This window comes from Bradyrhizobium sp. CIR18 (genome assembly GCF_014198295.1).
Lineage (GTDB): Bacteria > Pseudomonadota > Alphaproteobacteria > Rhizobiales > Xanthobacteraceae > Bradyrhizobium.
The window spans coordinates 324349-347023 of record NZ_JACIHF010000001.1 but is presented as its reverse complement, the minus strand read 5'-3'; the positions used below and the strand labels follow the sequence as shown (position 1 = coordinate 347023).

Annotated in this window: 20 protein-coding genes; 10 read left to right on the top strand and 10 right to left on the bottom strand. The window is 66.1% G+C overall.

All coding sequences use genetic code 11. The features are described from left to right. Positions 1-49 precede the first annotated feature (49 nt). Positions 50-196 (top strand): hypothetical protein, encoded by a 147-nt coding sequence (locus GGD65_RS39935; RefSeq protein ID WP_177237179.1) that lies wholly within the window; start codon positions 50-52, stop codon positions 194-196. 206 nt (positions 197-402) lie between these two features. Here GGD65_RS39935 and ntrC read toward each other — a convergent pair whose 3' ends face one another. The 3 genes from ntrC to dusB are packed head-to-tail and all read right to left on the bottom strand — an operon-like array spanning position 403 to position 4022. Then, entirely contained in the window at positions 403-1845 is a 1443-nt protein-coding gene (gene ntrC / locus GGD65_RS01730) for a nitrogen regulation protein NR(I) (RefSeq protein ID WP_028144677.1), read from the bottom strand. A 9-nt stretch (positions 1846-1854) separates the two neighbouring features. Beyond that, positions 1855-3024: a nitrogen regulation protein NR(II) gene (locus GGD65_RS01725; RefSeq protein WP_092258633.1), complete on the bottom strand. Its 1170-nt coding sequence runs from the start codon at positions 3022-3024 to the stop codon at positions 1855-1857. Next, positions 3021-4022, bottom strand: a complete 1002-nt coding sequence (gene dusB / locus GGD65_RS01720) for a tRNA dihydrouridine synthase DusB (protein WP_183234918.1) — start codon at positions 4020-4022, stop codon at positions 3021-3023. The genes GGD65_RS01725 and dusB overlap by 4 nt, the downstream gene beginning before the upstream one ends. Before the next feature lie 280 nt (positions 4023-4302). On the opposite strand from dusB, the gene GGD65_RS01715 reads away from it, so the two are divergent. Beyond that, positions 4303-5484, top strand: coding sequence for a bifunctional 2-C-methyl-D-erythritol 4-phosphate cytidylyltransferase/2-C-methyl-D-erythritol 2,4-cyclodiphosphate synthase (locus tag GGD65_RS01715; protein WP_183234249.1), 1182 nt, complete (start codon positions 4303-4305; stop codon positions 5482-5484). Between the two features lie 3 nt (positions 5485-5487). Then, a complete protein-coding gene (locus GGD65_RS01710) occupies positions 5488-6096 on the top strand; it encodes a CinA family protein (RefSeq protein WP_018320432.1) in 609 nt (202 codons plus the stop codon). Between the two features lie 9 nt (positions 6097-6105). Here the strand turns inward: GGD65_RS01710 and GGD65_RS01705 are convergent, their stop codons facing one another. The 3 genes from GGD65_RS01705 to GGD65_RS01695 form a co-directional block, all read right to left on the bottom strand. Beyond that, positions 6106-6924 carry a class I SAM-dependent methyltransferase gene (locus tag GGD65_RS01705; RefSeq protein WP_246783179.1) on the bottom strand — a complete coding sequence of 273 codons (819 nt, stop codon included), beginning with the start codon at positions 6922-6924 and terminating at the stop codon, positions 6106-6108. Between the two features lie 18 nt (positions 6925-6942). After that, the gene (locus tag GGD65_RS01700; RefSeq protein WP_183234248.1) at positions 6943-9333 is read right to left on the bottom strand and encodes a TonB-dependent receptor; all 2391 of its coding nucleotides are present in this window, start codon (positions 9331-9333) and stop codon (positions 6943-6945) included. A 160-nt stretch (positions 9334-9493) separates the two neighbouring features. After that, positions 9494-10270 carry a mechanosensitive ion channel family protein gene (locus GGD65_RS01695; protein WP_104463736.1) on the bottom strand — a complete coding sequence of 259 codons (777 nt, stop codon included), beginning with the start codon at positions 10268-10270 and terminating at the stop codon, positions 9494-9496. A gap of 945 nt (positions 10271-11215) precedes the next feature. Here GGD65_RS01695 and GGD65_RS01690 point away from each other — a divergent pair. The 6 genes from GGD65_RS01690 to GGD65_RS01665 are packed head-to-tail and all read left to right on the top strand — an operon-like array spanning position 11216 to position 16359. Beyond that, on the top strand, positions 11216-11923 hold the full coding sequence (locus GGD65_RS01690) for a c-type cytochrome (protein ID WP_179730492.1): 708 nt from the start codon (positions 11216-11218) through the stop codon (positions 11921-11923). An 8-nt stretch (positions 11924-11931) separates the two neighbouring features. Further along, complete coding sequence (locus GGD65_RS01685; protein WP_409333929.1) at positions 11932-13188, top strand: cytochrome c; 1257 nt, start codon at positions 11932-11934, stop codon at positions 13186-13188. 7 nt (positions 13189-13195) lie between these two features. Then, complete coding sequence (locus GGD65_RS01680; protein ID WP_018320427.1) at positions 13196-13372, top strand: hypothetical protein; 177 nt, start codon at positions 13196-13198, stop codon at positions 13370-13372. Next, positions 13369-13935, top strand: coding sequence for a cytochrome C oxidase subunit II (locus GGD65_RS01675; protein WP_183234247.1), 567 nt, complete (start codon positions 13369-13371; stop codon positions 13933-13935). Before GGD65_RS01680 ends, GGD65_RS01675 begins: the two co-directional genes overlap by 4 nt. After that, complete coding sequence (locus GGD65_RS01670) at positions 13922-15544, top strand: b(o/a)3-type cytochrome-c oxidase subunit 1 (protein ID WP_183234246.1); 1623 nt, start codon at positions 13922-13924, stop codon at positions 15542-15544. The genes GGD65_RS01675 and GGD65_RS01670 overlap by 14 nt, the downstream gene beginning before the upstream one ends. Beyond that, positions 15544-16359: a c-type cytochrome gene (locus tag GGD65_RS01665; RefSeq protein ID WP_183234245.1), complete on the top strand. Its 816-nt coding sequence runs from the start codon at positions 15544-15546 to the stop codon at positions 16357-16359. The genes GGD65_RS01670 and GGD65_RS01665 overlap by 1 nt, the downstream gene beginning before the upstream one ends. 110 nt (positions 16360-16469) lie before the next feature. Here the strand turns inward: GGD65_RS01665 and GGD65_RS01660 are convergent, their stop codons facing one another. Further along, positions 16470-16937, bottom strand: a complete 468-nt coding sequence (locus tag GGD65_RS01660; protein ID WP_018320423.1) for a type II toxin-antitoxin system RatA family toxin — start codon at positions 16935-16937, stop codon at positions 16470-16472. A gap of 6 nt (positions 16938-16943) precedes the next feature. After that, positions 16944-17900: a lipoyl synthase gene (lipA, locus tag GGD65_RS01655; RefSeq protein WP_092258286.1), complete on the bottom strand. Its 957-nt coding sequence runs from the start codon at positions 17898-17900 to the stop codon at positions 16944-16946. A gap of 130 nt (positions 17901-18030) precedes the next feature. Here lipA and GGD65_RS01650 point away from each other — a divergent pair, with 130 nt between their 5' ends. Further along, a complete protein-coding gene (locus GGD65_RS01650; protein WP_183234244.1) occupies positions 18031-18633 on the top strand; it encodes a DNA-3-methyladenine glycosylase in 603 nt (200 codons plus the stop codon). Positions 18634-18743: 110 nt separating this feature from the next. Here the strand turns inward: GGD65_RS01650 and GGD65_RS01645 are convergent, their stop codons facing one another. Together GGD65_RS01645 and GGD65_RS01640 are read right to left on the bottom strand one after the other, a co-directional pair. Next, positions 18744-21620 (bottom strand): valine--tRNA ligase, encoded by a 2877-nt coding sequence (locus GGD65_RS01645; protein ID WP_183234243.1) that lies wholly within the window; start codon positions 21618-21620, stop codon positions 18744-18746. Between the two features lie 126 nt (positions 21621-21746). After that, the gene (locus GGD65_RS01640; protein WP_183234242.1) at positions 21747-22511 is read right to left on the bottom strand and encodes a PopZ family protein; all 765 of its coding nucleotides are present in this window, start codon (positions 22509-22511) and stop codon (positions 21747-21749) included. Positions 22512-22675 lie beyond the last annotated feature (164 nt).

Below are 22675 nucleotides of genomic sequence, written 5' to 3'. Positions count from 1 at the left end.
ATAATGTCAGACGGGGGAACTGTTTCCGGCCATTCCGGCTTGACATGGCATGGATAGGTTCTTCCTCGCGATAATGGTTTCTGCCGTTCTGCTGCTGATCGTGGCGTCCGATCTGCTGGTCAACGGTCCCGGTCTGCAGGAGCCGACGACAGACGTAGCGCGCCTGATGCCGTCGACCGAGCGACTGTTCAGGTGATGGATCGCGGTCGCGGGCGACTGAATGCCTCACCCTTGTGTGACCGCGGAACATGTGTGACCGCGGAACATTTCGGCCCCATTCCGACTTCTGCTCACCGCGTCAGCCAAAACGGCCAGCGCGATCCGGACAGGCTCAGCTCCGCTTTGGTAGGGGGAGCTGAGCCACCGTCCGCGTAAACGCGTTTAGCGTTTGTCGCGAGGGAACTAGCCCCCGCTCCGATAGACCTGGATGTCGAGATCCCGGATCTTCTTGCGCAGCGTGTTGCGGTTGAGGCCGAGCAGGTCGGCGGCGCGGATCTGGTTGCCGCGGGTGGCGGCGAGCGCGGCCGTGAGCAGCGGCACCTCGATCTCCTTGAGGATGCGGTGATAGAGGCCGGGCGGCGGCACGCCGTTGGGAAAGCCCTGGAAGTGCGAGGACAGATAGGCCTCCACTGCGCCGCCGAGATTGTCGACGCCCTGCTGGACCGCGGCGCCCGGGCTGACCGAGGGCGGCGCGAGCTCGCCATCGATGACGGAAGCCGTGATCACGTCCTGCGGATAGAGCGCGGCGAGGCGCCGGGCGAGGTTTTCCAGCTCGCGGACGTTGCCGGGCCAGCGGTGCTGCTTCAGCCGCTCCAGCGCCAGCACGTCGAGCTTCTTCGGCGGCAGGCCGTCCTTCTCGGCCAGCGCGAAGAAGTGACGGATGAGATCGGGCAAATCCTCGATGCGCTCGCGGAGCGGCGGCAGCCGCAGCGGCACGACGTTGAGGCGGAAGAACAAATCTTCCCGGAACAGGCCCTGCTGGATCAGGACGCGCAGATCCTTGTTGGAGGCCGCGACGATACGCACGTCGGTCTTGATCGGGGTGCGGCCGCCGACGGTGGTGTATTCGCCCTGCTGCAGCACGCGCAGCAATCGCGTCTGCGCCTCCATCGGCATGTCGCCGATTTCGTCGAGAAACAGCGTGCCGCCCTCGGCCTGCTCGAACCGGCCGGAGGCGCGGGTGTTGGCGCCGGTGAAGGCGCCGCGCTCATGGCCGAACAGTTCGGATTCGATGAGGTCGCGCGGGATCGCCGCCATGTTGACCGCGACGAACGGGCCGTTGCGGCGCTTGCCGTAATCGTGCAGCGCGCGCGCCACCAGTTCCTTGCCGGTGCCGGACTCGCCCGTGATCATCACGGTGAGATCGGTCTGCATCAGCCGCGCCAGCACGCGGTAGATTTCCTGCATCGCCGGCGAACGGCCGACCAGCGGGATCGCCTCCATCTCGGCGTCCTCGTCCGGGGTCGAGACCCGCTCCTTCGGCTCGGCCAGCGCGCGGCCGACGATGGCAATCAGCTCCTTCAGGTCGAACGGCTTCGGCAGATATTCGTACGCCCCGCGCTCGGAGGCGCGGATCGCCGTCATGAAGGTGTTCTGCGCGCTCATGACGATGACGGGCAGATTCGGCCGCATCTTCTTGATCCGCGGCAAGAGGTCGAAGGCGTTTTCGTCCGGCATCACCACGTCGGTGATGACGAGATCGCCCTCCCCCTGGCTGACCCAGCGCCACAGCGTTGCGGCATTGCCGGTCAGCCGCACTTCGTAGCCGGCGCGGGACAGTGCCTGATTGAGAACGGTGCGGATGGCGGTATCGTCATCTGCTACGAGAATGCTACCTGCGGGCATCGTTAATCCTCATTTCGCCCCCTGTGACGCAGGCGACGGCTTCCCGGCAGAGTCGGCGCGACTGCTTTGATCGGCATGTTTCACCGATGTGGAATACATCGGCATCAGCACGCGGAAGGTGGTCTTGCGCGGCTGAGATTCGCATTCGATGATGCCCCCGTGATCGCCGACGATCTTGGCGACCAGCGCAAGGCCCAGGCCCGAGCCGGTCTGCTTGGTGGTCACGAAGGGATCGAACAGGTTGGGCAGAAGATCGTCCGGCACGCCTGGTCCGTTGTCCTTCACGCAGAATTCGAGCGGCAAGGATACCCGGGATTTTTGACCGGGGACTGACAGGCGCACGCCGGGGCGGAACGCAGTGGTGAGCTGGATCTCGGCGTCGGGGATGTCGATCAGGGCTTCTGCGGCGTTCTTCACGAGATTGAGGAACACCTGGATCAACTGGTCCTGGTTCGCCAGCACCGGCGGCAGCGAGGGATCGTAATCCTCGATGAAGCGGATGTTGCGGGCAAAGCCGGACTGCGCCAGCCGCTTGACGTGGTCGAGCACCGAATGGATGTTGACGGGGCCGCGCAATACGGGGCGCTCGTCGCCGAACACCTCCATGCGATCGACCAGCGTCACGATGCGGTCGGCCTCGTCGCAGATCAGGCGCGTCAGCATGCGGTCCTCGGACGAGGCCTGCTGCTCGAGAAGCTGCGCCGCGCCGCGGATGCCGGAGAGCGGATTCTTGATCTCGTGCGCCAGCATCGCGGCCAGCGCGATCACCGAGCGCGCCGCGCTGCGATGGGTGAGCTGGCGGTCCATCTTGTCGGCGATGGAGCGCTCCTGCAGCATCACCACGATATGGCCGGGCCGCTCGGTCAGCGGCGCGACATGCAAATCGACCTGGCGGTCGCCGCCCATGCGCGGCGTGCCCAGATCGACCTTGTATTCGTTGACCGGCGAATTCGACGAGCGCACCTGGTCGATCAGCGCCAGCAAGGGGCTGCCGAACGGCACCAGCTCTTTCAGCGACTGCCGCTTCAGGAACTGCGTCGAGATGTCGAAGAAGGCCTCGGTCGCGATATTGGCGGCGACGATCTTGCCGTCCGGCCCGATCATGAGCACGGGATTGGGCAAGGCATCCAGGATCGCGTCGCTGTCGGACGGCCGGCGATGTTCAGCGGCGGAGCTCATGCAGCAGCGCTCCATCCGAAGTCGTCGAAGGCATCCTGCAGCGACTGGTGGACGAGACGCGGATCTTCCGCGGTGAGGATCTTCTGGCGCCAGGATTTCAGCTTTTCGGCCGGCGCGCGGCTTACCTCGGCTGCGACATCGAGCGCCCAGCCCAGATGCTTGCGGGCATGCCGGAGGCCGATGCGCAGACCGTAGAGCGCGCAGACGCCCTCATAGAGCGTGCGGACATAATGCAGCTGCGTTTCCAGCGAGGGCCCAGCCTCCTCAGCCCCGCCCTGCAGGCGGCGGCCGATCTGACCGGGCAGCCAGGGCTGGCCCTGCGCGCCGCGGCCGATCATCACGGCGTCGGCGCCGGAGGCTTCGAGCGCCGCGAGCGCTTTCTCGTAGGAAGTGATGTCGCCGTTGACGACGAGCGGAAGGCAGGTGGCCTCGCGCACGGCGCGGATCGCATCCCAATCGGCCTCGCCCTTGTAGAACTGGCTGCGGGTGCGGCCATGCACCGTGACGAGCTTGACGCCGGCGGCTTCCGCGCGCCGCGCCAGTTCCGGCGCGTTGCGGCTGCGGTCGTCCCAGCCGAGCCGCATCTTCAACGTCACCGGCACCTTCACCGCCGCGATGGTCGCATCGATCAGGCTGACGGCATGGTCGAGGTCGCGCATCAAGGCCGAGCCGGACTGACCGCCGGTGACGTGGCGGGCCGGACAGCCCATGTTGATGTCGATGATATCGGCGCCTTCGGCTTCGGCGATCCGGGCGCCCTCCGCCATCCAATGCGCCTCGCAGCCGGCGAGCTGGACCACGTGCGGGCCGATGCCGGTGGCTTCGCAGCGCAACCGGGACATCCGGTGGCCGCTCGCGAGCTCATCGCTGGCAGTCATTTCGGACACGACGAGACCGGCGCCAAGCTCGGCGGCCAACCGGCGGACGGGCGAGTCAGTCACCCCCGACATCGGTGCCAGGAAGACCGGGGTGGCGACATCAATATCGCCTATTTTCAACGGCTTAGAGCCGGATACTGCCGAACCGGTCACGGGGTTCTCGTTGACTGGGCAGGGCCTCATCGCGCCTGCCATGACCTATCTTGCGCACAATTCTTGTGCAGTCAAGCGTCATGCCTACAGTTTAGACAATTCTACAAATCTTTCAAGTGCAGTGCAGCAAATTGCTGTTTCCAACAATCCGGGGAAACCCCCTTTTTTTGCGGGCCTGCCGTGCTAGAGGCATGCGGCAATCACCCCACTCCCCGACTCTCCATCACCAACTGAGTATTCGAGTCCTATGGCGAAATCACAACGCACCGCAGTCGTCCTCGTGGCAGCCGGGCGTGGACTGCGTGCGGGCGCCGGCGGGCCGAAGCAATATCGCGAGATCGGCGGCGTGCCCGTGATCTACCGCGCCATGGAAGCCTTCAGCCGCCACGCCGACGTGTTTGCGGTGCAGCCGGTGGTGAACCCTGATGACAGCGCCATCTTCACGGCCGCGGTCGCCGGGCTCGAGCACGAGCCGCCGACCAATGGCGGTGCGACCCGGCAGGCCTCGGTGCTTGCCGGCCTCGAGGCGCTGGTCAAGCACGCGCCCGACATCGTGCTGATCCACGACGCCGCCCGCCCCTTCGTCTCGGAAGGATTGATCTCGCGCGCGATCGAGGCGGCGAGCCGCACCGGCGCTGCCATCCCCGCCGTTCCCGTCACCGACACCATCAAGCTGACCGGCGATGGCGGCAATGTCGAGGGCACGCCGGACCGTGCGCGGCTGCGAATCGCGCAGACGCCGCAATCCTTTCGTTTCGACGTCATCCTCGAAGCGCATCGTCGCGCCGCGAAGGACGGCCGCAGCGATTTCACCGACGATGCCGCGATTGCCGAATGGGCGGGATTGACGGTTGCAACCTTTGAAGGCGATGTTGCCAATATGAAGCTCACCACTCCCGAGGATTTCGTGCGCGAGGAAGCGCGCCTGGCTGCCCAGCTCGGCGATATCAGGACCGGCACGGGCTACGACGTGCACGCCTTCGGTGAGGGCGACCATCTCATGCTCTGCGGCGTGCGCGTGCCGCACACCAAGGGTTTTCTCGCTCATTCCGACGGCGACGTCGGCCTGCATGCGCTGGTCGATGCCATCCTCGGCGCGCTCGCCGACGGCGACATCGGTTCGCACTTTCCGCCGAGCGATGCCAAGTGGAAGGGCGCCTCCTCCGACCAGTTCCTGAAATACGCCATCGAGCGCGTCACCCAGCGCGGCGGCCGCGTTGCAAATCTCGAGGTCACCATGATCTGCGAGCGGCCGAAGATCGGCCCGCTGCGCGACACCATGCGTGCGCGCATCGCCGAGATTTCCGGCGTCGACGTCTCGCGCGTCGCGGTGAAGGCGACCACCAGCGAGCGGCTCGGCTTCACCGGCCGCGAGGAAGGCATCGCGGCGACCGCGAGCGCCACCATCCGTCTTCCCTGGAGCGCCTAGGTCATGGGCGGCAGCGACGCACGCGCCCTCTCCCGCTCGCTGCTCGACCTGTGCCGGATGCGCAAGCTGACGATCGCGACGGCTGAATCCTGCACCGGCGGCCTCGTCGCCGGCGCGCTGACCGACATCCCCGGCTCTTCCGACGTGATCGATCGAGGCTTCGTCACCTATTCCAACGACGCCAAGCGCGCGATGCTCGGCGTCGAAGCCGGCACGCTCACGAACTTCGGTGCCGTCAGCAAGGAGACCGCGACCGCGATGGCGGTCGGCGCGCTGGAGCGTGCCGGCGTCGATCTCGCCGTCGCCATCACCGGCATTGCCGGCCCCGGCGGTGCGACGCCCGGCAAGCCGGTCGGTCTCGTGCATTTCGCCGTCGCAGCGCGCGACGGGCGCATCATCCACCGCGAGCACCGCTTCGGCGCGATCGGCCGCACCGCGGTGCGCGCCCGCTCGGTGGTCGAGGCGCTGCGCATGCTGATGGATCTGGCCCGCGGCCCGCAGCCCCAGGCCAAGCCGCGCCGTCCCGCTGCAAGCCGCCTGCGCCCGCGTGTGACGCGCTCGCCGCGCCGGCATGTGGCCAAACGACGGACGCCGCGGTCGCCGCGGGGCTGAGCACCCCGCTCACGGCTTGCGGGCAATCACGCGGATCGCAGCCAGATTGGCGCGATGCTGCTCGAACACCCGCCGCATCGCCAGCACCCGGCGCCGCGCCGCACGATCCAGCAGAAGATTCCTGGCGAGCCGGAAGGCGCCGACGAGGCCCTCGTCCTGCACCAGGCGCCGCGGCCGCAACAGATGCATCGGCGCGAATTCGACCGCCTCGATCTGAAAGCCGACGCTCTCCAGCAGCCCTCTCCATCCGTCGCCGGACAACGGACGCGCGCCGACATGGATAGCGCCGGAGAGCGCGCGGTCGATCTCCTGCCTTTGGCCGAACGGCATATTGTCCGGCGTCACGGTGAGCTCGTGGATGCCGTAACGTCCGCCGGGGCGAAGCAGCCGGAACGCTTCCGCCGCGATGCGGCGCTTCTGCTCCTGGGTCTGCATGCTCAGCATCGCCTCGCCGATCACGACCGACGCCGAACCGGCCGGCAAGGTCGTCCGATCGGCCGTGCCGACGATGACCGAGACATTCCGCCTCGCCGGCAGCTGCTGCCTCGTCCACGCCGCCGCCTGCGCATCGCGCTCGACGCCGACATAGGTTCGCGGGCCTCGCGCCAGGATCAGGCGCGCGGTGACGCCGAGCCCAGGCGCAAACTCGACGACATCGTCTTCCGCGCCGATCACCAGCCCGTGCAGCAGCGCGCGCGTCAGGCCAAGACCGCCGGGACGCAGCACGCGCTTGCCGAGCCGGGCCAGCAGCCAGTGACCCGGCATCTTCGCCACGTCGAGATCGCCTCCGGGCAGGTCGACCGGTGGCATCGTGTGGCCTGCAATCATGGGAGTCTCCTTTGCAAGTTAGAACCGCGCCCGGATGCCGCCGTAATAGCCGCGTCCGTCGCCGGGGATGAACGCGGCCTGGTCCGGTCGCGCCTGATCGACGATCAGGGTCGATGCGGCATAGGTCGCGTCGAACAGATTGGTGATCTCGCCGAACACCGAGAAGCGCTCGCTGATCCGGTATTCGGTACGCAGATCGGCGACCACGAACGGATCGGCAAACAACGTGTTCATGTTGTCGACCGGCATGTGGCCCGGGCTCCAGCGCACCACGCCTTCGAGCTTCCAGGCGTCGGTCGCCTGATATTGCAGGACCGCGTTGACGAGATGCGGCGGCGCGCCGGCCAGCCGGTTGTTGCCGCGCAGCGGATCGTTGTCGAAGCGGAAGTCCTGGTAGGTGTAGGCGACGCGGCCGGTCAGCCGCTGCGCGATCCTGACACCGAGGCCGATCTCGACGCCGAGATGCGTGGTGCGGTCGGCATTGAACGCTGCCATCAACGCGCCGGTGGAGTCGCGCAGGCTGAGCAGTTCGTTGTCGACCCAGGAATAGTAGCTGACCGCGTCCCACGACAGGATGCCGGCGCGGCCGCGCCAGCCGCCCTCAACGGTGGTGGCGGTCTGGGCCTTCAGATTGGGCGTCGCGAACGCAGCTGCGACGAGCCCCGGATTGCCCGGCGTCGGCCGCCCCGGGCTGCTGTTCGGCGTCCCGTTGATCGTCGCGAGCAAATCGTCATGTGACGGTGGCTCGAAGCTGCGGCTGACCGCGGCAAAGACGGTCTGGCCGGGCACGGGCCGGAAGGTCACGCCGAGGCTGGGGCTCCACGCCGAATAGCTGCGCGCATAGCTCGAGCTCTGCGTTGGCACTGCGCCATTCGGCAGCAGCATGGTCGGATTTGCCGGATTGTAGGCGATCGTCGGCCGCGTCGCACTCCGGTAGACGTCGTCATTGTCGCGCGTGGCGTGGCCATAGGCGATCGCCGGCGACACGGTGATCCGGTCCCAGATCGGTAGATTGAGGCCGCTATGCAGCGCCAGCGTCGTCGCATCGAGCCGACTCTCGCCGAACTTGGCGCCGGTCTGCCCGGCCTGGTTGATGAAATTCTCCCGATCCGCCGATCCCACCGAATATTGCGCGGTCGTTTCCACGAGCGGCAACGCCGCCGCGCTGTCGGGCTTGTAGGCGTAGCGGAACACGCCGGTCGCATCGTCACCCCGCGTGGCGCGGACGCCTGAGGAGATCGGAAAGCGGAACATGTCGTCGGTGTGGGTATAGCCGAGCGCCACGTCGAACAGATGCGCGTCGAACGTCGCAGTGGTTCGCGATCCCGCCACGAACTGCTCGGCCTCCCGGCGCGGCCTGTCGCGCACCACGTTGGGCCCCGGATTGATCGAGGTCGACGGCGGGATGAAGGTCGGCCCGGCAAACACCTGCCGCGGATTGGCCTGCATCGCGCTCTTGGTCAGCGGTCCCGCCACATCGAAGCCGAGATCGGTGTAGCCGATGAAGAAGCGCGTGCTGACATTCTCGGACAGCACGGCGCCGACATTGGCATTGAAACTGCTGCGCTCGGAGCTGTTGTAGTCGCGAAAGCCGTCACGACGGCTGAAATCGGCCTGCACCAGCGCGTCCACATTGTCTTTCCTGCCGCCGGTCTGCGCGCTGGCATTGATCTGGCCGAAGCTGCCGCCGCTGATTGCGGCCTGCGTGCCCGGCGAGGACGATCCCGTCGGCGACACGAAGTTCAGCGCGCCGCCGAGCACGGTGGCGCCGAGGCGGTTGGCCATGTAGCCGCGATAGACCTCGATGGCCTCAGCCTGCTGCGGATTGGCGAAGCCGACGATGTAGGAGCCGTCGGCGCGATTGATGGGCAAGCCGTTCTGCAGCACCAGCAGCCCGCGCTCGACCGGATTCTGCTGCAGGCCGGAGCCGCGGATCTGGATGCGCGGCTGGTCGTTGCCGCCGAAAAAATTCTGCACCACGACACCGGGAACACCGCTGAGGGCACGTGACACGGTCGGATTGCCCGTGGGTGAGAGATCCTCGCGCCGGACCAGCGCGACGCCGCCTGCGAGCGCTTCGAAGCGCTCCTGCACCGATGCAGCCGGGGCAGCATGCCCCGTAACCTCGTCGCCGGAATTGTCACCGCTGCGAGATTGCGGCTTGGCGGCGCCGCGCCGCGCCGCGACCCGCTCGCGAGATGCCGCCGGGGGCTTCGCCGCGCTCTTCGGCGCCTCCACCACGACAGGATCGAGCTGGACCGACGCGCCTGGCGCCGCCGATTGCGCCAGGCAAGCCTCCCCGGCGAGGGCCGGCAGCAGCAAGCCGGACGCAGTCCAGGACAGCAGCACCGCACCCTTCGTTCTACATGCGCGCCGCGAGCGCCCTCGCCCCAACGACGGATTCTTCATCTTGCTTCCCAAGTCCAGCCCCCACTTTCCACGCGGCGATGTGGTACGCCGTCGCGATCACGCGCGAACCTCGCCGCGCGCGGTCGGGATCTGGTTGCGCTGGAGCAAACAGCGCTCAGCTTGGAATTAGTTTCGTTCCAACTCGCCTCGGCTGAGGCGGCTATGCCGCCGCCAGCAGCGCGCTCGCATGGTCGAGCACCCGCTGCCTGACCGCATCGGCATCTGACGGATTCACCCTTGCGCTGACCGTCAATTCCACGACGGGCGCCGCGGGATCGGCGGCGATCACCTTCGACACATTGACCGACGGTGCGACACCCTTGGCGATGCGGGGATCGTCGCGCAGCTGTTTCAGGATCTGGTCTGCCAGCGCGTTGGCCGATCCGGCCCTGACCGGAAACGCAACCTTGACCTCGCCCGTGCCGGGATAGGCGCTGCGGTTGATGATGGCCGCGCCCCACACCTGCCCGTTAGGCAACAGGATCTGCGTGTTGTCGGGCGCGACCAGCTCGGTCATGAACAGCGACAGCGACTTTACCTTGCCCGCCTTGCCGGCGACCTCGACGTCGTTACCGATGTGAAACGGCCGGAACAACAGCAGCATCACGCCGGCGGCGAGATTGGAGAGCGTGCCCTGAAGTGCCAGACCAATGGCGAGCGATGTCGCGCCCAGCACGGCAACGAGGCTCGCGGTCTGAATGCCGAACAGCTGAAGCACGGCGATGCCGACCACCGCCAGCACGCCGTAACGTGCAAGGCTGCCCACGAACAAAGTCACGAGCGGGTCGACGCGATGCGTGACGCTCAACAGGCGCGTGACGAACCGCTGCATGGCGCCCGACAGGTACCAGCCGATCGCGAGCAGAAGGATCGCGTAAATCGCGTTCAAGCCATACAGGACGAGCGAGGCTTTCAACGTGTCGAAATTGATGGTCATGGCGGCTCCAACCCGGACAATCCGTTGCAAACTCACTGCGGCGCGAATTGATCCCGAAGGGAACACGGTCCCGTAGGGCGGATTAGCGAAGCGTAATCCGCCGCGTCTCTCGTCGCGGGACCAGAATGGCGGATTACGCCTTCGGCTAATCCGCCCTACGGCCTACAATGTCTTGCGTTGCCCGACGGGCAAAACACGCTAGCCGTAGGGCAAGGCGCGCTGGCGAAAAGATTCGCCTTTACAGAATTTCGGCTTTGTCGCATTGTCTCGCCACCTCACCCCGGTCAGAGGGGCGTATCGCGATCGTCACGAAACGTGGGGTGAGCTGCGGTGGACGTTCGTCACATCGGCGCGAGAGGCATTGCAGGGCGGGCAACCGTGAGCAACAGCCTATCGCGCACACGACCGGTGTGATCTGCGTACGGCAAAACCGTGTCGTCCTGACGCCCGGGGTCTGTGCGTCAAGTCTTGCGGTGATGTGTGGTGCCCGACCGGGTGCGCACGTCAGTCATCTGCAAGGCGACGGGGGCAATAGTGCATCGCTCCCCGGGGAGAGCTCGGCATAAGCCGTCAAACCACTGCGCAGGGAAGGCCGGGTTGTCCTGGCTACACCTGTATGCCGCTGTGCAGCTTCTTGTCACGCAGGATTCGCACAGTGGACCGCGGGTGCCAGCCGGCACCCGGTCTTCCCTGCGCCCTCTGACATCTGAGGGCGACATGACCAATGCAGGACTCGGGCAGGAACTGTCGCGAGACCGCAGTGTTATGCTCAGTTTTCGAAAAAAGCACGCAAGTTTGTCCAATTCGATCGGAATCGCGAATGCAGACGGCGCGACCAAACGTCATCACGCGTCTCCGATCTTGCGCGAGAAAATATTGGCGCAATAATGCCGCTCTACGTTGTGAGCCGGAATCAACCGGACCAGCATTTGGAGGGCGACGAAATTGTTCGCTCGCGCCGCGGCTTCAGTCGCCGTAACTATTACCTTGGCCACCATTGATGGTGCGGCCGCACAAACGGCCAACCAGCCTCCGGACACGATGGCGGCGCGGGTCGAGGCTTGCACGCCCTGTCACGGCAACAAGGGCGAAGGCACCAGCGACGTCTATTTCCCGAGGCTAGCCGGCAAGCCCGCCGGCTATCTCTACAATCAGCTGCTCGCCTTCCGCAGCGGCCGCCGCAAATATCCGCCCATGAACTATCTGCTGGAGTTTCTGCCCGATCCGTATCTGGAGGCAATGGCGGAATATTTCGCTGGCGAACATCCGCCGCTGCCGCAGCCGGCGCCGAGCGAGGTCAGCAAGGACGTGCTGGCGCTGGGCGAGCTGCTCGCCACCAGCGGCGATGCCAGCCGCAACATTCCGGCCTGCGTGAGCTGCCATGGCCCGGGACTCGCCGGCATGCAACCCGGCATCCCCGGCCTGCTCGGCCTGCGCGCCAATTACATCAGCGCCCAGCTCGGCGCCTGGCGCTACGGCACCCGCACGGCGAAATCGCCAGACTGCATGCAGCAAGTCGCAGGCCATCTGACCGAGGCGGACGTCACCGCGGTCGCGGCCTGGCTCGCGACACGACCGGCGCCCACGAACCCGGCCCCCGTGCCGAAAGGCACCTACGCGCTGCCTTTCGGCTGCGGTAGCCAGCCCAACTGACGAGGCGGATGATGGGCTCGAAACTGTCGACCGCACTGTTACCGATCAAGCTCCTGGCCCTCGCCGCGCTCACCACGGCCGCGCAGGCGCAGGACAAGAGCAGCGACATCATCGCCCGCGGTGAATATCTCGCCCGTGCCGGCGATTGCACGGCGTGCCACACCGCGCCGGAAGGCCGCCTGTTCGCCGGCGGCCGCGCCATGCCGACACCGTTCGGCACACTCTACACCTCCAACATCACGCCGGACCCGGATACCGGGATCGGCAAATGGAGCGCCGACGACTTCTACAAGACCATGCACAGCGGCCGTTTCCCGGACGGCGGGTTGATCTATCCGGCCATGCCGTTCGCGTCCTACACCAAGGTGACGCGCGCCGACAGCGACGCGATCTTCGCCTATTTGCGCTCGATCGCGCCGGTGAGCCAGAAGAACAAGCCGCACGAACTGCGCTTTCCCTACGACAACCGGCAGCTCATTCTGGGATGGCGCACGCTGTTCTTCAGCGAAGGCGAGTTCAAGCCCGATCCGAAGAAATCGGCGGAATGGAATCGCGGCGCCTATCTCGTCGAGGGCCTCGGCCATTGCGGCATGTGCCATTCGCCGATCAATGCGCTCGGCGGCACCTCGCAATCGGATGCCTTCAAGGGCGGCCTGATCCCGATGCAGAACTGGTACGCGCCCTCGCTGACGTCCAATCGCGAGGCCGGCCTCGGCGACTGGAGCATCAAGGACATCACCGACCTGCTCCAGACCGGCGTCTCCATGCGCGGCGTGGTCTACGGCCCGATGGCCGAGGTCGTGCACAACAGCCTGCAATATCTCAATGACGAGGACACCCGCGCGATGGCGGTGTACCTCAAGGGCATTGCGGAGCCCTCGCCTCCGCCGCCGGCAAGCTCGACGCTGCCGACCACCGAAAGCAGCCTGCTGATCAGCCTCGGCAAGACCGTCTACGACAAGCAATGCGCGAGCTGTCACGGCACGCAGGGTGAAGGCAAGCCGCCGCACTGGCCGCCGCTCGCCAACAACCAGTCGATCGAGATGCAGTCCGCGGTCAATCCGATCCGCATGGTGCTCAATGGCGGCTATCCGCCGGGCACCAAGGGCAACCCGATGCCCTACGGCATGCCGCCGTTCGCGGGCCTGTTGTCCGACAACGAGATCGCCGCCGTCGTCTCCTACATCCGCACCGCCTGGGGCAATCGCGGCACGCCGGTCTCGGCGCGCGAGGCCAACGAGCTGCGCTCCGCACCGCTGAACTGAGAATCACATGATCAACTCCGACCCGCCGACCAGCCCCGCGAGCGCCGACCAGGCCGTCGAGGAGGTCGTCGCGCAAGGCCCGTCCGGCGCGATCGTACTCGCCGGCATCGCCACCGCCTGCGTGGTCGCGATGTGGCTCGCCTTCTATCTGTTCGTCTTCCTGCCCCGCGGATCGCTGCAATGAGCGCAGAGGAAACTCATCACGACAGCGCCGAGGTCGCCGCCCGCGTCGAGCGGCGCTGGGCCACCATCGCCGTGATCATCATCGTGATGATGGCGCTGCTGGCGGCATTCGCCGGCATCCATCGCGCGACCATGCCGCAGCCGCGCGTCGAGATCACCGATCCCTCGCGCCTGCATCTGTCCGGCGAATTCGTCGAGAGCAATCTCGGCAGCGTGCTGCAGGCCAACGGCAATGTCACCGTGCGCGCGATCGGCCAGCAATATTCCTTCACGCCGGCCTGCATCGTGGTGCCCGCGGATACGCCGATCACGCTGCGGGCCACCAGCGCCGACGTCGTCCACGGCATCCTCATTCAGGGCACCAACGTCAACACCATGCTGGTGCCGGGCTACATCTCCGAGCAGCTGATGCGCTTCGCGAAGACCGGCGACTATCTGATGCCCTGCCAGGAGTTCTGCAGCTTTGGCCATGAGGGCATGTGGGGCAAGGTCAAGGTGATCGACAAGACCGAATTCGCCGATCGCGCGAAGGGTGGCGGGAGGCTGAGCTGTGTTGGTCAATAGGAAGCTCATCCTCGCCCATTTCTGGCTGGCCTTCGCCGTATTCGGCATCGCGCTCACGCTCGGCGCCTGGCAGATGTTCATCCGCAGCCCGATCGGCACGTGGCTCTCCAACCCCGAGCTCTATTACCGCTCGCTGACCGCCCACGGCACGGTGATGGGCTACGTCTTCCCGACCCTGGTGGCGATGGCCTTCGGCTACGCCATCAGCGAGTCCGCGCTGCAGCAGCGCCTGGTCGGTGTGCGCTGGGCCTGGGCCGGATTCTGGTTGATCGTGGCCGGCAGCGTCATGGCGGTGATCCCGATCGCGCTCGGCCGCGCCTCGGTGCTCTACACCTTCTATCCGCCGCTGATCGGCAACGTCTTCTATTATCTCGGCGTCGTCCTGGTCGTGGTCGGCTCCTGGATCTGGGTCGCGCTGATGTCGGTCAATCTGCGCGTCTGGCGCAAGGCCAATCCCGGCGCGCCAGTGCCACTCGCCATGTTCGCCAATGTCGCGGGCTCCTACCTCTGGGCCTGGACCGCGGTCGGCGCCGCGCTCGAGCTGCTGCTGCAGATCATTCCGGTTGCGGCAGGCCTCAAGGCCACCATCGATGCCGGCCTCGCCCGCGTCTTCTTCTCCTGGACGCTGCACGCCATCGTCTATTTCTGGCTGATGCCGACCTACATCGCCTATTACACCATCGTGCCGCGTGCGATCGGCGGCCGCGTCTATTCCGACTCGATGGCGCGGATCTCCTTCATCCTGTTCCTGGTGGTGTCGATGCCGATCGGCATGCACCACACCTTCGCCGATCCGCAAGTCGGCGCCGGCTTCAAGTTCATCCATTCGGCCTTCACCGCGCTGGTCGCGCTGCCGACGCTGCTGACCGTGTTCACGATCTGCGCCTCGGTCGAGATCGCGGCGCGGCTGCGCGGCGGCCGCGGCATGTTCGGCTGGATCGGGGCCCTGCCCTGGGACAATCCGATGATGCTGGCGCTGGCGTTCTCCTTCGTCATGCTCGGCTTCGGCGGCGCCGGCGGCCTCATCAACATGAGCTATCAGCTCGATGCCTCGATCCACAACACGCAGTGGATCACCGGCCATTTCCACCTGATCTTCGGCGGCGCCATCGTCATCATGTATTTTGCGATTGCCTATGATCTGTGGCCGCATCTGACCGGCCGGGAGCTGATCGATCTCCGCCTGATCCGCACCCAGCTCTGGCTGTGGTTCATCGGCATGATCGTGACGACCTTCCCGTGGCACTGGGTCGGCATTTTGGGCATGCCGCGCCGCATGGCCTATTTCGACTTCGGCGATCCCGCGATCGCGCCGCAGGCGCTCTCCGTCACCCTCTCGGCGATCGGCGGCTTCATCCTGCTGGCGTCGGGCATCATGTTCATCGTCATCCTCGCGCGCGGCATGCGCGCGCCGCAGGCCGACGCCGGGCCCTATCGCTTCGCGCTGGCCGTGCACCAGCCGACAACCGTGCCGGTCGCGCTCAACACCCATGCGCTGTGGGTGGCGCTGATGATCGGCCTCACGCTGACCAATTACGGCTATCCAATCCTGAATCTGGCGCTGAGTTCGGGCACCTCGGTGCCGGCCGTCTATGTGGGGGCGCAGTGATGAGCACGCGCGACCTCTTCACCTTCCGCAACAGCCATTTCAGGACTGGCGTCGGCATCACCGCCGCGATCCTCGTCGTCACCGCGATTGCCGGCTTCATCGTGCTGCCGTTCGCGCAGCCCTGGGTTCAGTTCGCCAATGTCTGGGACGCGATCTGCAGTGCCGCCGGTGTACCGCAGCGTGCGGCCGGCGTCACGGCGCCCGAACAGGCAAAACGCCTGTCCGGGGTCGTGCTGACCTCGAACACGTTGTCACGTCCGAGCCAGGAGGCGATCGGCCGCGGCGCGACGCTGGCGCAGCGCTGCGCGATCTGTCACGGCCCGACCGGCGTCAGCCGCGCGGACTCGCCCAATCTCGCCGGCCAGTATGCGGCCGTGATCTACAAGGAGCTGCACGATTTCCGCTCGGGTGCGCGCACCAATGCCGTGATGTCGCCGTTTGCGGTCAACCTGACAGACCAGGAGATCGCCGATCTCTCCAATTATTACGCCTATCTGCCGCGGCTTCCGGCCTATCACCCGGCGCCACAACTGCCGAAACCCAACATCGTCATCTACGGCGCGCCGATGCGCGGGATCGCGCCCTGCGGCTCCTGCCATGGCAGCCTCGACAACAAGACCGGCAGCCCGTGGCTGGAGGGACAGTCCGAGGCCTACATGAAGGCGCAGCTCCACGCCTTCGCCTCCGGTGAACGGCGCAACGACATCAGCCAGCAGATGCGCAACATCGCCCGCGCAATGACGCCGCAGGAGATCGAGCAGGCCGCGGCGTATTACGCCTCGCAGCCGCCGGATGTGGTGAAGGCGGTGGATTGAAGTCGATTCTCGTAGCCCGGATGGAGCGAAGCGCAATCCGGGACGGTGCTTCGACGCGCGAACTGCCCCGGATTACGCTTCGCTCCATCCGGGCTACAGGCGATCGACACCTACGACGACGCCAGCTTCCGCCCGTAAATCGCGTCCGCCCGTTTCTCGAACGCGGTCGAGAAGCGCGCGAAGGCGGCGTCGAACATCGAGCCCATCAGCAACGCCAGCATGCGGCTCTTGAATTCGTAGGACAGGAAGAACCCGACGTCGCAGACGCCCTCGCCTTTGGGCTCGAACGTCCAGCGATTTTCCAGGTTGCTGAAAGGACCTTGCAGATATTCGACCAGGATCTTCAGATTGGCGCGGTCGAGGCTCACGCGGCTGGTGAAGGATTCCTTGACCAGCTTGAACGACACCGTCATGTCGGCGACCAGCACCTCGGTGCCATCAGGCTTGGCCATGCGCTGGCGCACCTTCAGCGCGCTGCAGAGCGGCACGAATTCCGGGTAGCGCTCGACGTCGGCGACCAGATCGAACATCTCGGTGGCGCTGTGATTGACACGGCGCTTGCTCGAAAATTTGGGCATGGCGGTTCAGCGGGCCGTCGCGGCCCGCGCGGCCTTCAGTCTCGCAAAGTCCTCGCCGGCATGATGCGACGAGCGGGTGAGCGGGCTCGCCGACACCATCAGGAAGCCCTTGGTGTAGGCGACCTTCTCGTAAGAGGCGAACTCGTCCGGCGGCACGTAGCGCATCACGGCGTGGTGCTTGCGGGTCGGCTGCAGATATTGGCCGATGGTCAGGAAATCGACCTCGGCCGAGCGAAGGTCGTCCATCACCTGCTGCACCTCGTGGCGCTCCTCGCCGAGGCCGACCATGATGCCGGACTTGGTGAAGATGGTGGGATCGAGCTCCTTGACCCGCTGCAACAGCCGGATCGAATGGAAGTAGCGCGCGCCCGGCCGCACCGTGAGATAGCGCGACGGCACGGTCTCGAGATTGTGGTTGAAGACGTCGGGCTTGGCGGCAACCACCACCTCGAGCGCCCCCTCCTTGCGCAGGAAGTCCGGCGTCAGGATCTCGATCGTGGTCGTGGGGCACGCGGCGCGGATCGCGCGGATGGTCTGGGCGAAGTGCTCGGCGCCGCCGTCAGCGAGGTCGTCGCGATCCACGGAGGTGATGACGACATGGGCAAGGCCGAGCTTGGCGGTCGCCTCGGCGACGTTCTCAGGCTCGGCCGCATCCAGCGCATTGGGCAGGCCGGTCTTGACGTTGCAGAACGCGCAGGCTCGGGTGCAGGTGTCACCCATGATCATGAAGGTGGCGTGCTTTTTGTCCCAGCACTCGCCGATGTTCGGGCAGCCGGCCTCCTCGCACACCGTGTGCAGGCCGTTGGACCGCACGATGTTGCGGGTGTCGGCGTAGCCACGGGTGTTCGGCGCGCGCACGCGAATCCAGTCCGGCTTCGGCGGCGAAGCGGAGTCAGGACGATTCACCTTTTCGGGGTGGCGCGGGCGCAGCGGGTTCGTGATGGTATCGACAATAACGACCATGGGATGTCCGGTCTGTTCAGGTCCTACCTAGTCGGTCTCGCCCCGCATCGCAACCCGGCTCGCGCCGCTTCAGGGAACATGGCAGATATGGGCAATATCCTGCTCTGTTCTCAGGCGATTCTCACATCGAATGGCTCCAGTATTGAAGACTTCCACCCCGCGGCTCGGCAAGCTGCTCAAGCGCGGCTTTTTCGACCGCGACGTCCGCGAGGTCGCCCGGGACCTGATTGGCGCGACCATGCTGGTCGACGGCGTCGGCGGCGTCATCGTCGAGGTCGAGGCCTATCATCATACCGAGCCGGCGGCGCACTCCTACAACGGGCCGACGCCGCGGAACCAGGTGATGTTCGGCCCGCCGGGCTTTGCCTATGTCTATCGCTCCTACGGCATCCACTGGTGCGTGAACTTCGTCTGCGAGGAGGAAGGCTCGGCGAGCGCCGTGCTGATCCGCGCGCTGGAGCCGACGCACGGGATCGCCGCGATGCGCCGCCGCCGTCATCTCCAGGATGTGCACGCGCTGTGCTCGGGCCCCGGCAAGCTGACCGAGGCGCTCGGCATCACCATCGCGCACAACACCCTGCCGCTGGACCGGCCGCCGATCGTGCTGCATGCGCGGACGGACGATGTCGAGGTGGTGGCCGGCATCCGAATCGGCATTACCAAGGCCGTCGAGCTGCCCTGGCGCTATGGCGTCAGGGGCTCGAAGTTTCTGAGCAAGCCGTTCCCGAAGTAGTCGTCGTTCCGGGGCGCGACGAAGACGCGAACTACGGTGCGCAATTGCGCACCGGAGAATCTCGAGATTCCGGGTCTGGTCCTTCGGACCATCCCGGAATGACAGCGAGGTCACGACGCCTGCTTCAGCCGCTCCAGCGCCTCGAGCAGCTTGGCCTTGCGCGCGAGCGCGGCCTCGCGCTTTTCGCGCTCCTCCTCGACGACCTCCTCGGCCGCGTTGGCGACGAACTTCTCGTTCGCGAGCTTGGACTCGGCGCGTTTGATATCGGCGTCGGCCTTGCCGATCTCCTTGTCGAGACGCGTGCGCTCGGCAGCGACGTCGATCACGCCCTTCAGCGGCAGCGCGGCCACTTCGCCGCGGACGAGGAGCTGAACCGCGCCGTCAGGCGCGCGGTCGGCGAAGGAGATGTCCGACAGCCGCGCCATGCGCTTGATGACGTCGGTCCATCGCGGCACGCGCTCCCGGGTTTCGGCGGAGGCGCCGACCAGCACCAGCGACGTCAGCGTTGCCGGCGGAATGTTCATCTCGGCACGCACCGAACGGATCTGCGTGATCAGGTCGATGACCCAGCCGATCTCGGCTTCCGCCTTGGGATCGGTGAAGTCGGCGTGGTCGAAGATCGGCATGACCAGCATCGGCGACATCAGCGGTTCGGTCGGTCCGGCCGCTGCAGCGAGGATTGCGAGCTGCTCCGGTGTCGGCTCGGCCGGCTTCAGCGGCCATTGCGCCAATGCGAGCAGACCGTCGCGCTTGGCCGTCACTTCCCACAGCTCCTCGGTGATGAAGGGCATGAAGGGATGCAGCAGCTTCAGGATCTCATCGCGCGCCCAGGCGACCATGGCACGGGTTTCGTCCTTGGCCGGGCTGTCGGGGCCGAGCAGCACGGGTTTTGCGAGCTCGACATACCAGTCGCAATAGACGTTCCAGACGAAGCGGTAGATGCTACCTGCCGCATCGTTGAAGCGATAGGCCTCGATCGCCTCGGTCACCTCGCGCGTGGTGTGCGCGCTCTCATGCGCGATCCAGCGGTTCAGCGTCTCCTTGGCCTTCGCCGGCTCGAAACCCTCGGGCACGGCGCAGTGGTTCATCTCGGCGAACCGCGAGGCGTTCCAGAGCTTGGTCGCGAAATTGCGGTAGCCCTCGACGCGGCTGGTGGCGAGCTTGATGTCGCGGCCCTGCGCGGCCATCGCAGCCAGCGTGAAGCGCAGCGCGTCCGCGCCGTATTCGTCGATCAGGTTGAGCGGATCGATGACGTTGCCCTTCGACTTCGACATCTTGGCGCCCTTCTCGTCGCGGACGAGGGCGTGGATGTAGATCGTCGAGAACGGCACCTCCTTCATGAAGTGCATGCCCATCATCATCATGCGGGCGACCCAGAAGAAGATGATGTCGAAGCCGGTCACCAGCGCATTGGTCGGGTAATAGCGCTGCACCTCGGGGGCATCCTCGGGCCAGCCGAGCGTCGAGAACGGCCACAGCGCCGAGGAGAACCAGGTGTCGAGCACGTCCTCGTCGCGGGTGATGAAGCCTTCGCGCTTGATGCGGTCGAGCGCCATCTCGCGGCCCTGCTCGGCCGTGATGACCTCCTGCTCGACGTAATAGCCGAGCGCGTGGCTGACGGCCTCCTCCTCGGTCTCGGCGACGAACACCTTGCCATCGGGGCCGTACCAGGCCGGGATCTGATGGCCCCACCAGAGCTGGCGCGAGATGCACCAGGGCTGGATGTTATCCATCCACTCGAAATAGGTCTTTTCCCAGTTTTTCGGCACGAACGACGTCTCGCCCGACCGCACCGCCGCGATCGCGGGTTTGGCCAGCGTCTTGGCGTCGACATACCACTGGTCGGTGAGGTACGGCTCGATCACGCTGTTGGAGCGATCGCCGTGCGGCACCATGTGGGTGTGCGGCTCGATCCGCTCGACGAAGCCGAACGATTCAAGCCGCTCGACGATGCGCTTGCGCGCAGCGAAGCGGTCGACCTTGTGGAATTCCTCGGCGAATTGCGAGGCGCCTTCCGGCAGGTCGCGCAGATAGTCCTCGTTGTCGACGAGATCGAGGCAACCTTCCCTGTCGATCACGCTGATGCGGCGCAGGCCGTGGCGATTGCCGACCTCGAAATCGTTGAAGTCGTGCGCCGGTGTCACCTTGACCGCGCCAGAGCCCTTCTCGGGATCGGAATAATCGTCGGCGACGATCGCGATCTTGCGGCCGACCAGCGGCAGGATCACGTTTTTGCCGACCAGCTTCTGATAGCGCTCGTCCTCGGGATGCACGGCAACGCCGGTATCGCCGAGCATGGTCTCGGGGCGCGTGGTGGCGACGACGATGAAGCTCGAGGGATCCTCAGGATTGAACGTCTTGCCCTCGATCGGATAGCGCAGATACCAGAGGTGGCCCTTCACCTCGGTCTGCTGCACCTCGAGATCGGAGATCGCGGTCAGCAGCTTGGTGTCCCAGTTCACCAGCCGCTTGTCCTTGTAGATCAGGCCGTCGCGGTGCAGCTCGACGAACACCTTGATGACGGCCTTCGACAGGCCCTCGTCCATGGTGAAGCGTTCGCGCGACCAGTCGCAGGAGGCGCCGAGCCGCTTGAGCTGGTTGATGATGGTGTCGCCGCTCTCGGCCTTCCACTGCCAGACCCGCTCCAGAAACTTCTCGCGGCCCATCTCGCGGCGGCCGGGCTGCTGGCGCTCCATCAGCTGCCGCTCGACCACCATCTGGGTGGCGATGCCTGCATGGTCGGTGCCGGGCTGCCACAGCACGTCGCGGCCGCGCATCCGCTCAAACCGGCACAGGATGTCCTGCAGCGTGTTGTTGAGGGCGTGGCCCATATGCAGCGAGCCCGTCACGTTCGGCGGCGGGATCACGATGGTAAAGGGCACGGCGTCGCGGCGGTCGGGGCGGCCGGCCTTGAAGGCAAGGCTGTCCTCCCACACCACGGACATGCGGGCTTCGATATCGGCGGGCTGGTAATTTTTCTCGATCATGGGGCTGTTAGAAAGCCGCGTGTGCGGGTCAAGTCAACGGGAAGCTCAGCGGCAAAGGCTTTCCTGCCCGGTCCGCAGACCGAATATGCCGCAGGAGCAGGGCTTTATCGGGGCCGCAGGGCCGTATCAGCGCCCGCCGCGCGAGACCCGCTCGATTTCGGCCTTCACGATGCGTTCAACGAGGCCCGGCAAATTGTCGTCGAGCCAGGATTTCAGCATCGGACGCAGCATCTCCTTGACCAGATCCTCCAGCGTCCGCGCGTTGCTGCTGAGCACCGTATGAGCCAGGGAGTTGAAGGCGGATTCGACCGCCGAGACGGTCGACTGCGCGAGCATGGGCTGCTGCGGCGGCAGCGGCGGGGCATCGAAGTCCACCGGCGCGTAGGACGGCGCCGGCGTCGGGCGCGGCGGCGGCGATTCGGTGAATTCGAGATCGTCACGCGGCTCGACCTTGCGGAAGCTCGGCGGCGGCGGAGGCGGCGTCGGATCCATCGCCATCTCGTCGGTCAATTCGAGCACGTCGGGCTCAGGCTCGGGCTCCGGCTCAGGCTCGCGGACCTCCGGCGCGGTTGTGGCCGTATCCAGCCCCGCCAACAGCGCGTCGATGTCGTCCTGGCTGTTCGGTGATGCCTCCGCCGCAGGCGGTGGGGCCGCTGCCGGCTTTGCGGCCGGAGGTGGCGCAGTTTTTTCAGCGGCAGGCTTGGCAGGGGCAACCTTGGAGGGCGGAATGTCGTTCATCGCCTGCGGCTTGGGTGCGGGCGCAGCAGGAGCTGGCGCGGGCTTTGCGGCCTCCGCCGGCGGCGGCTTGGCCTCATCGTCGGCAATGATGCGCCGGATCGAGGCCAGAATCTCCTCCATCGAGGGTTCTGTGACCTTTGCAGGCTGCGTCATCTCCGACTCCACATCATCAACGCCCTCGCATGCGTTGTTTTACACCAAGCACGACAGGATTGGCCGGTTCCGGATGGGCGGCCCGACATTTTCGTCGCGGCAGCCCGACTTGTCCCCAGATCACGGCTCAGCGTGCAGCGGTGCGCCCCTGCCCCCGGCACTCA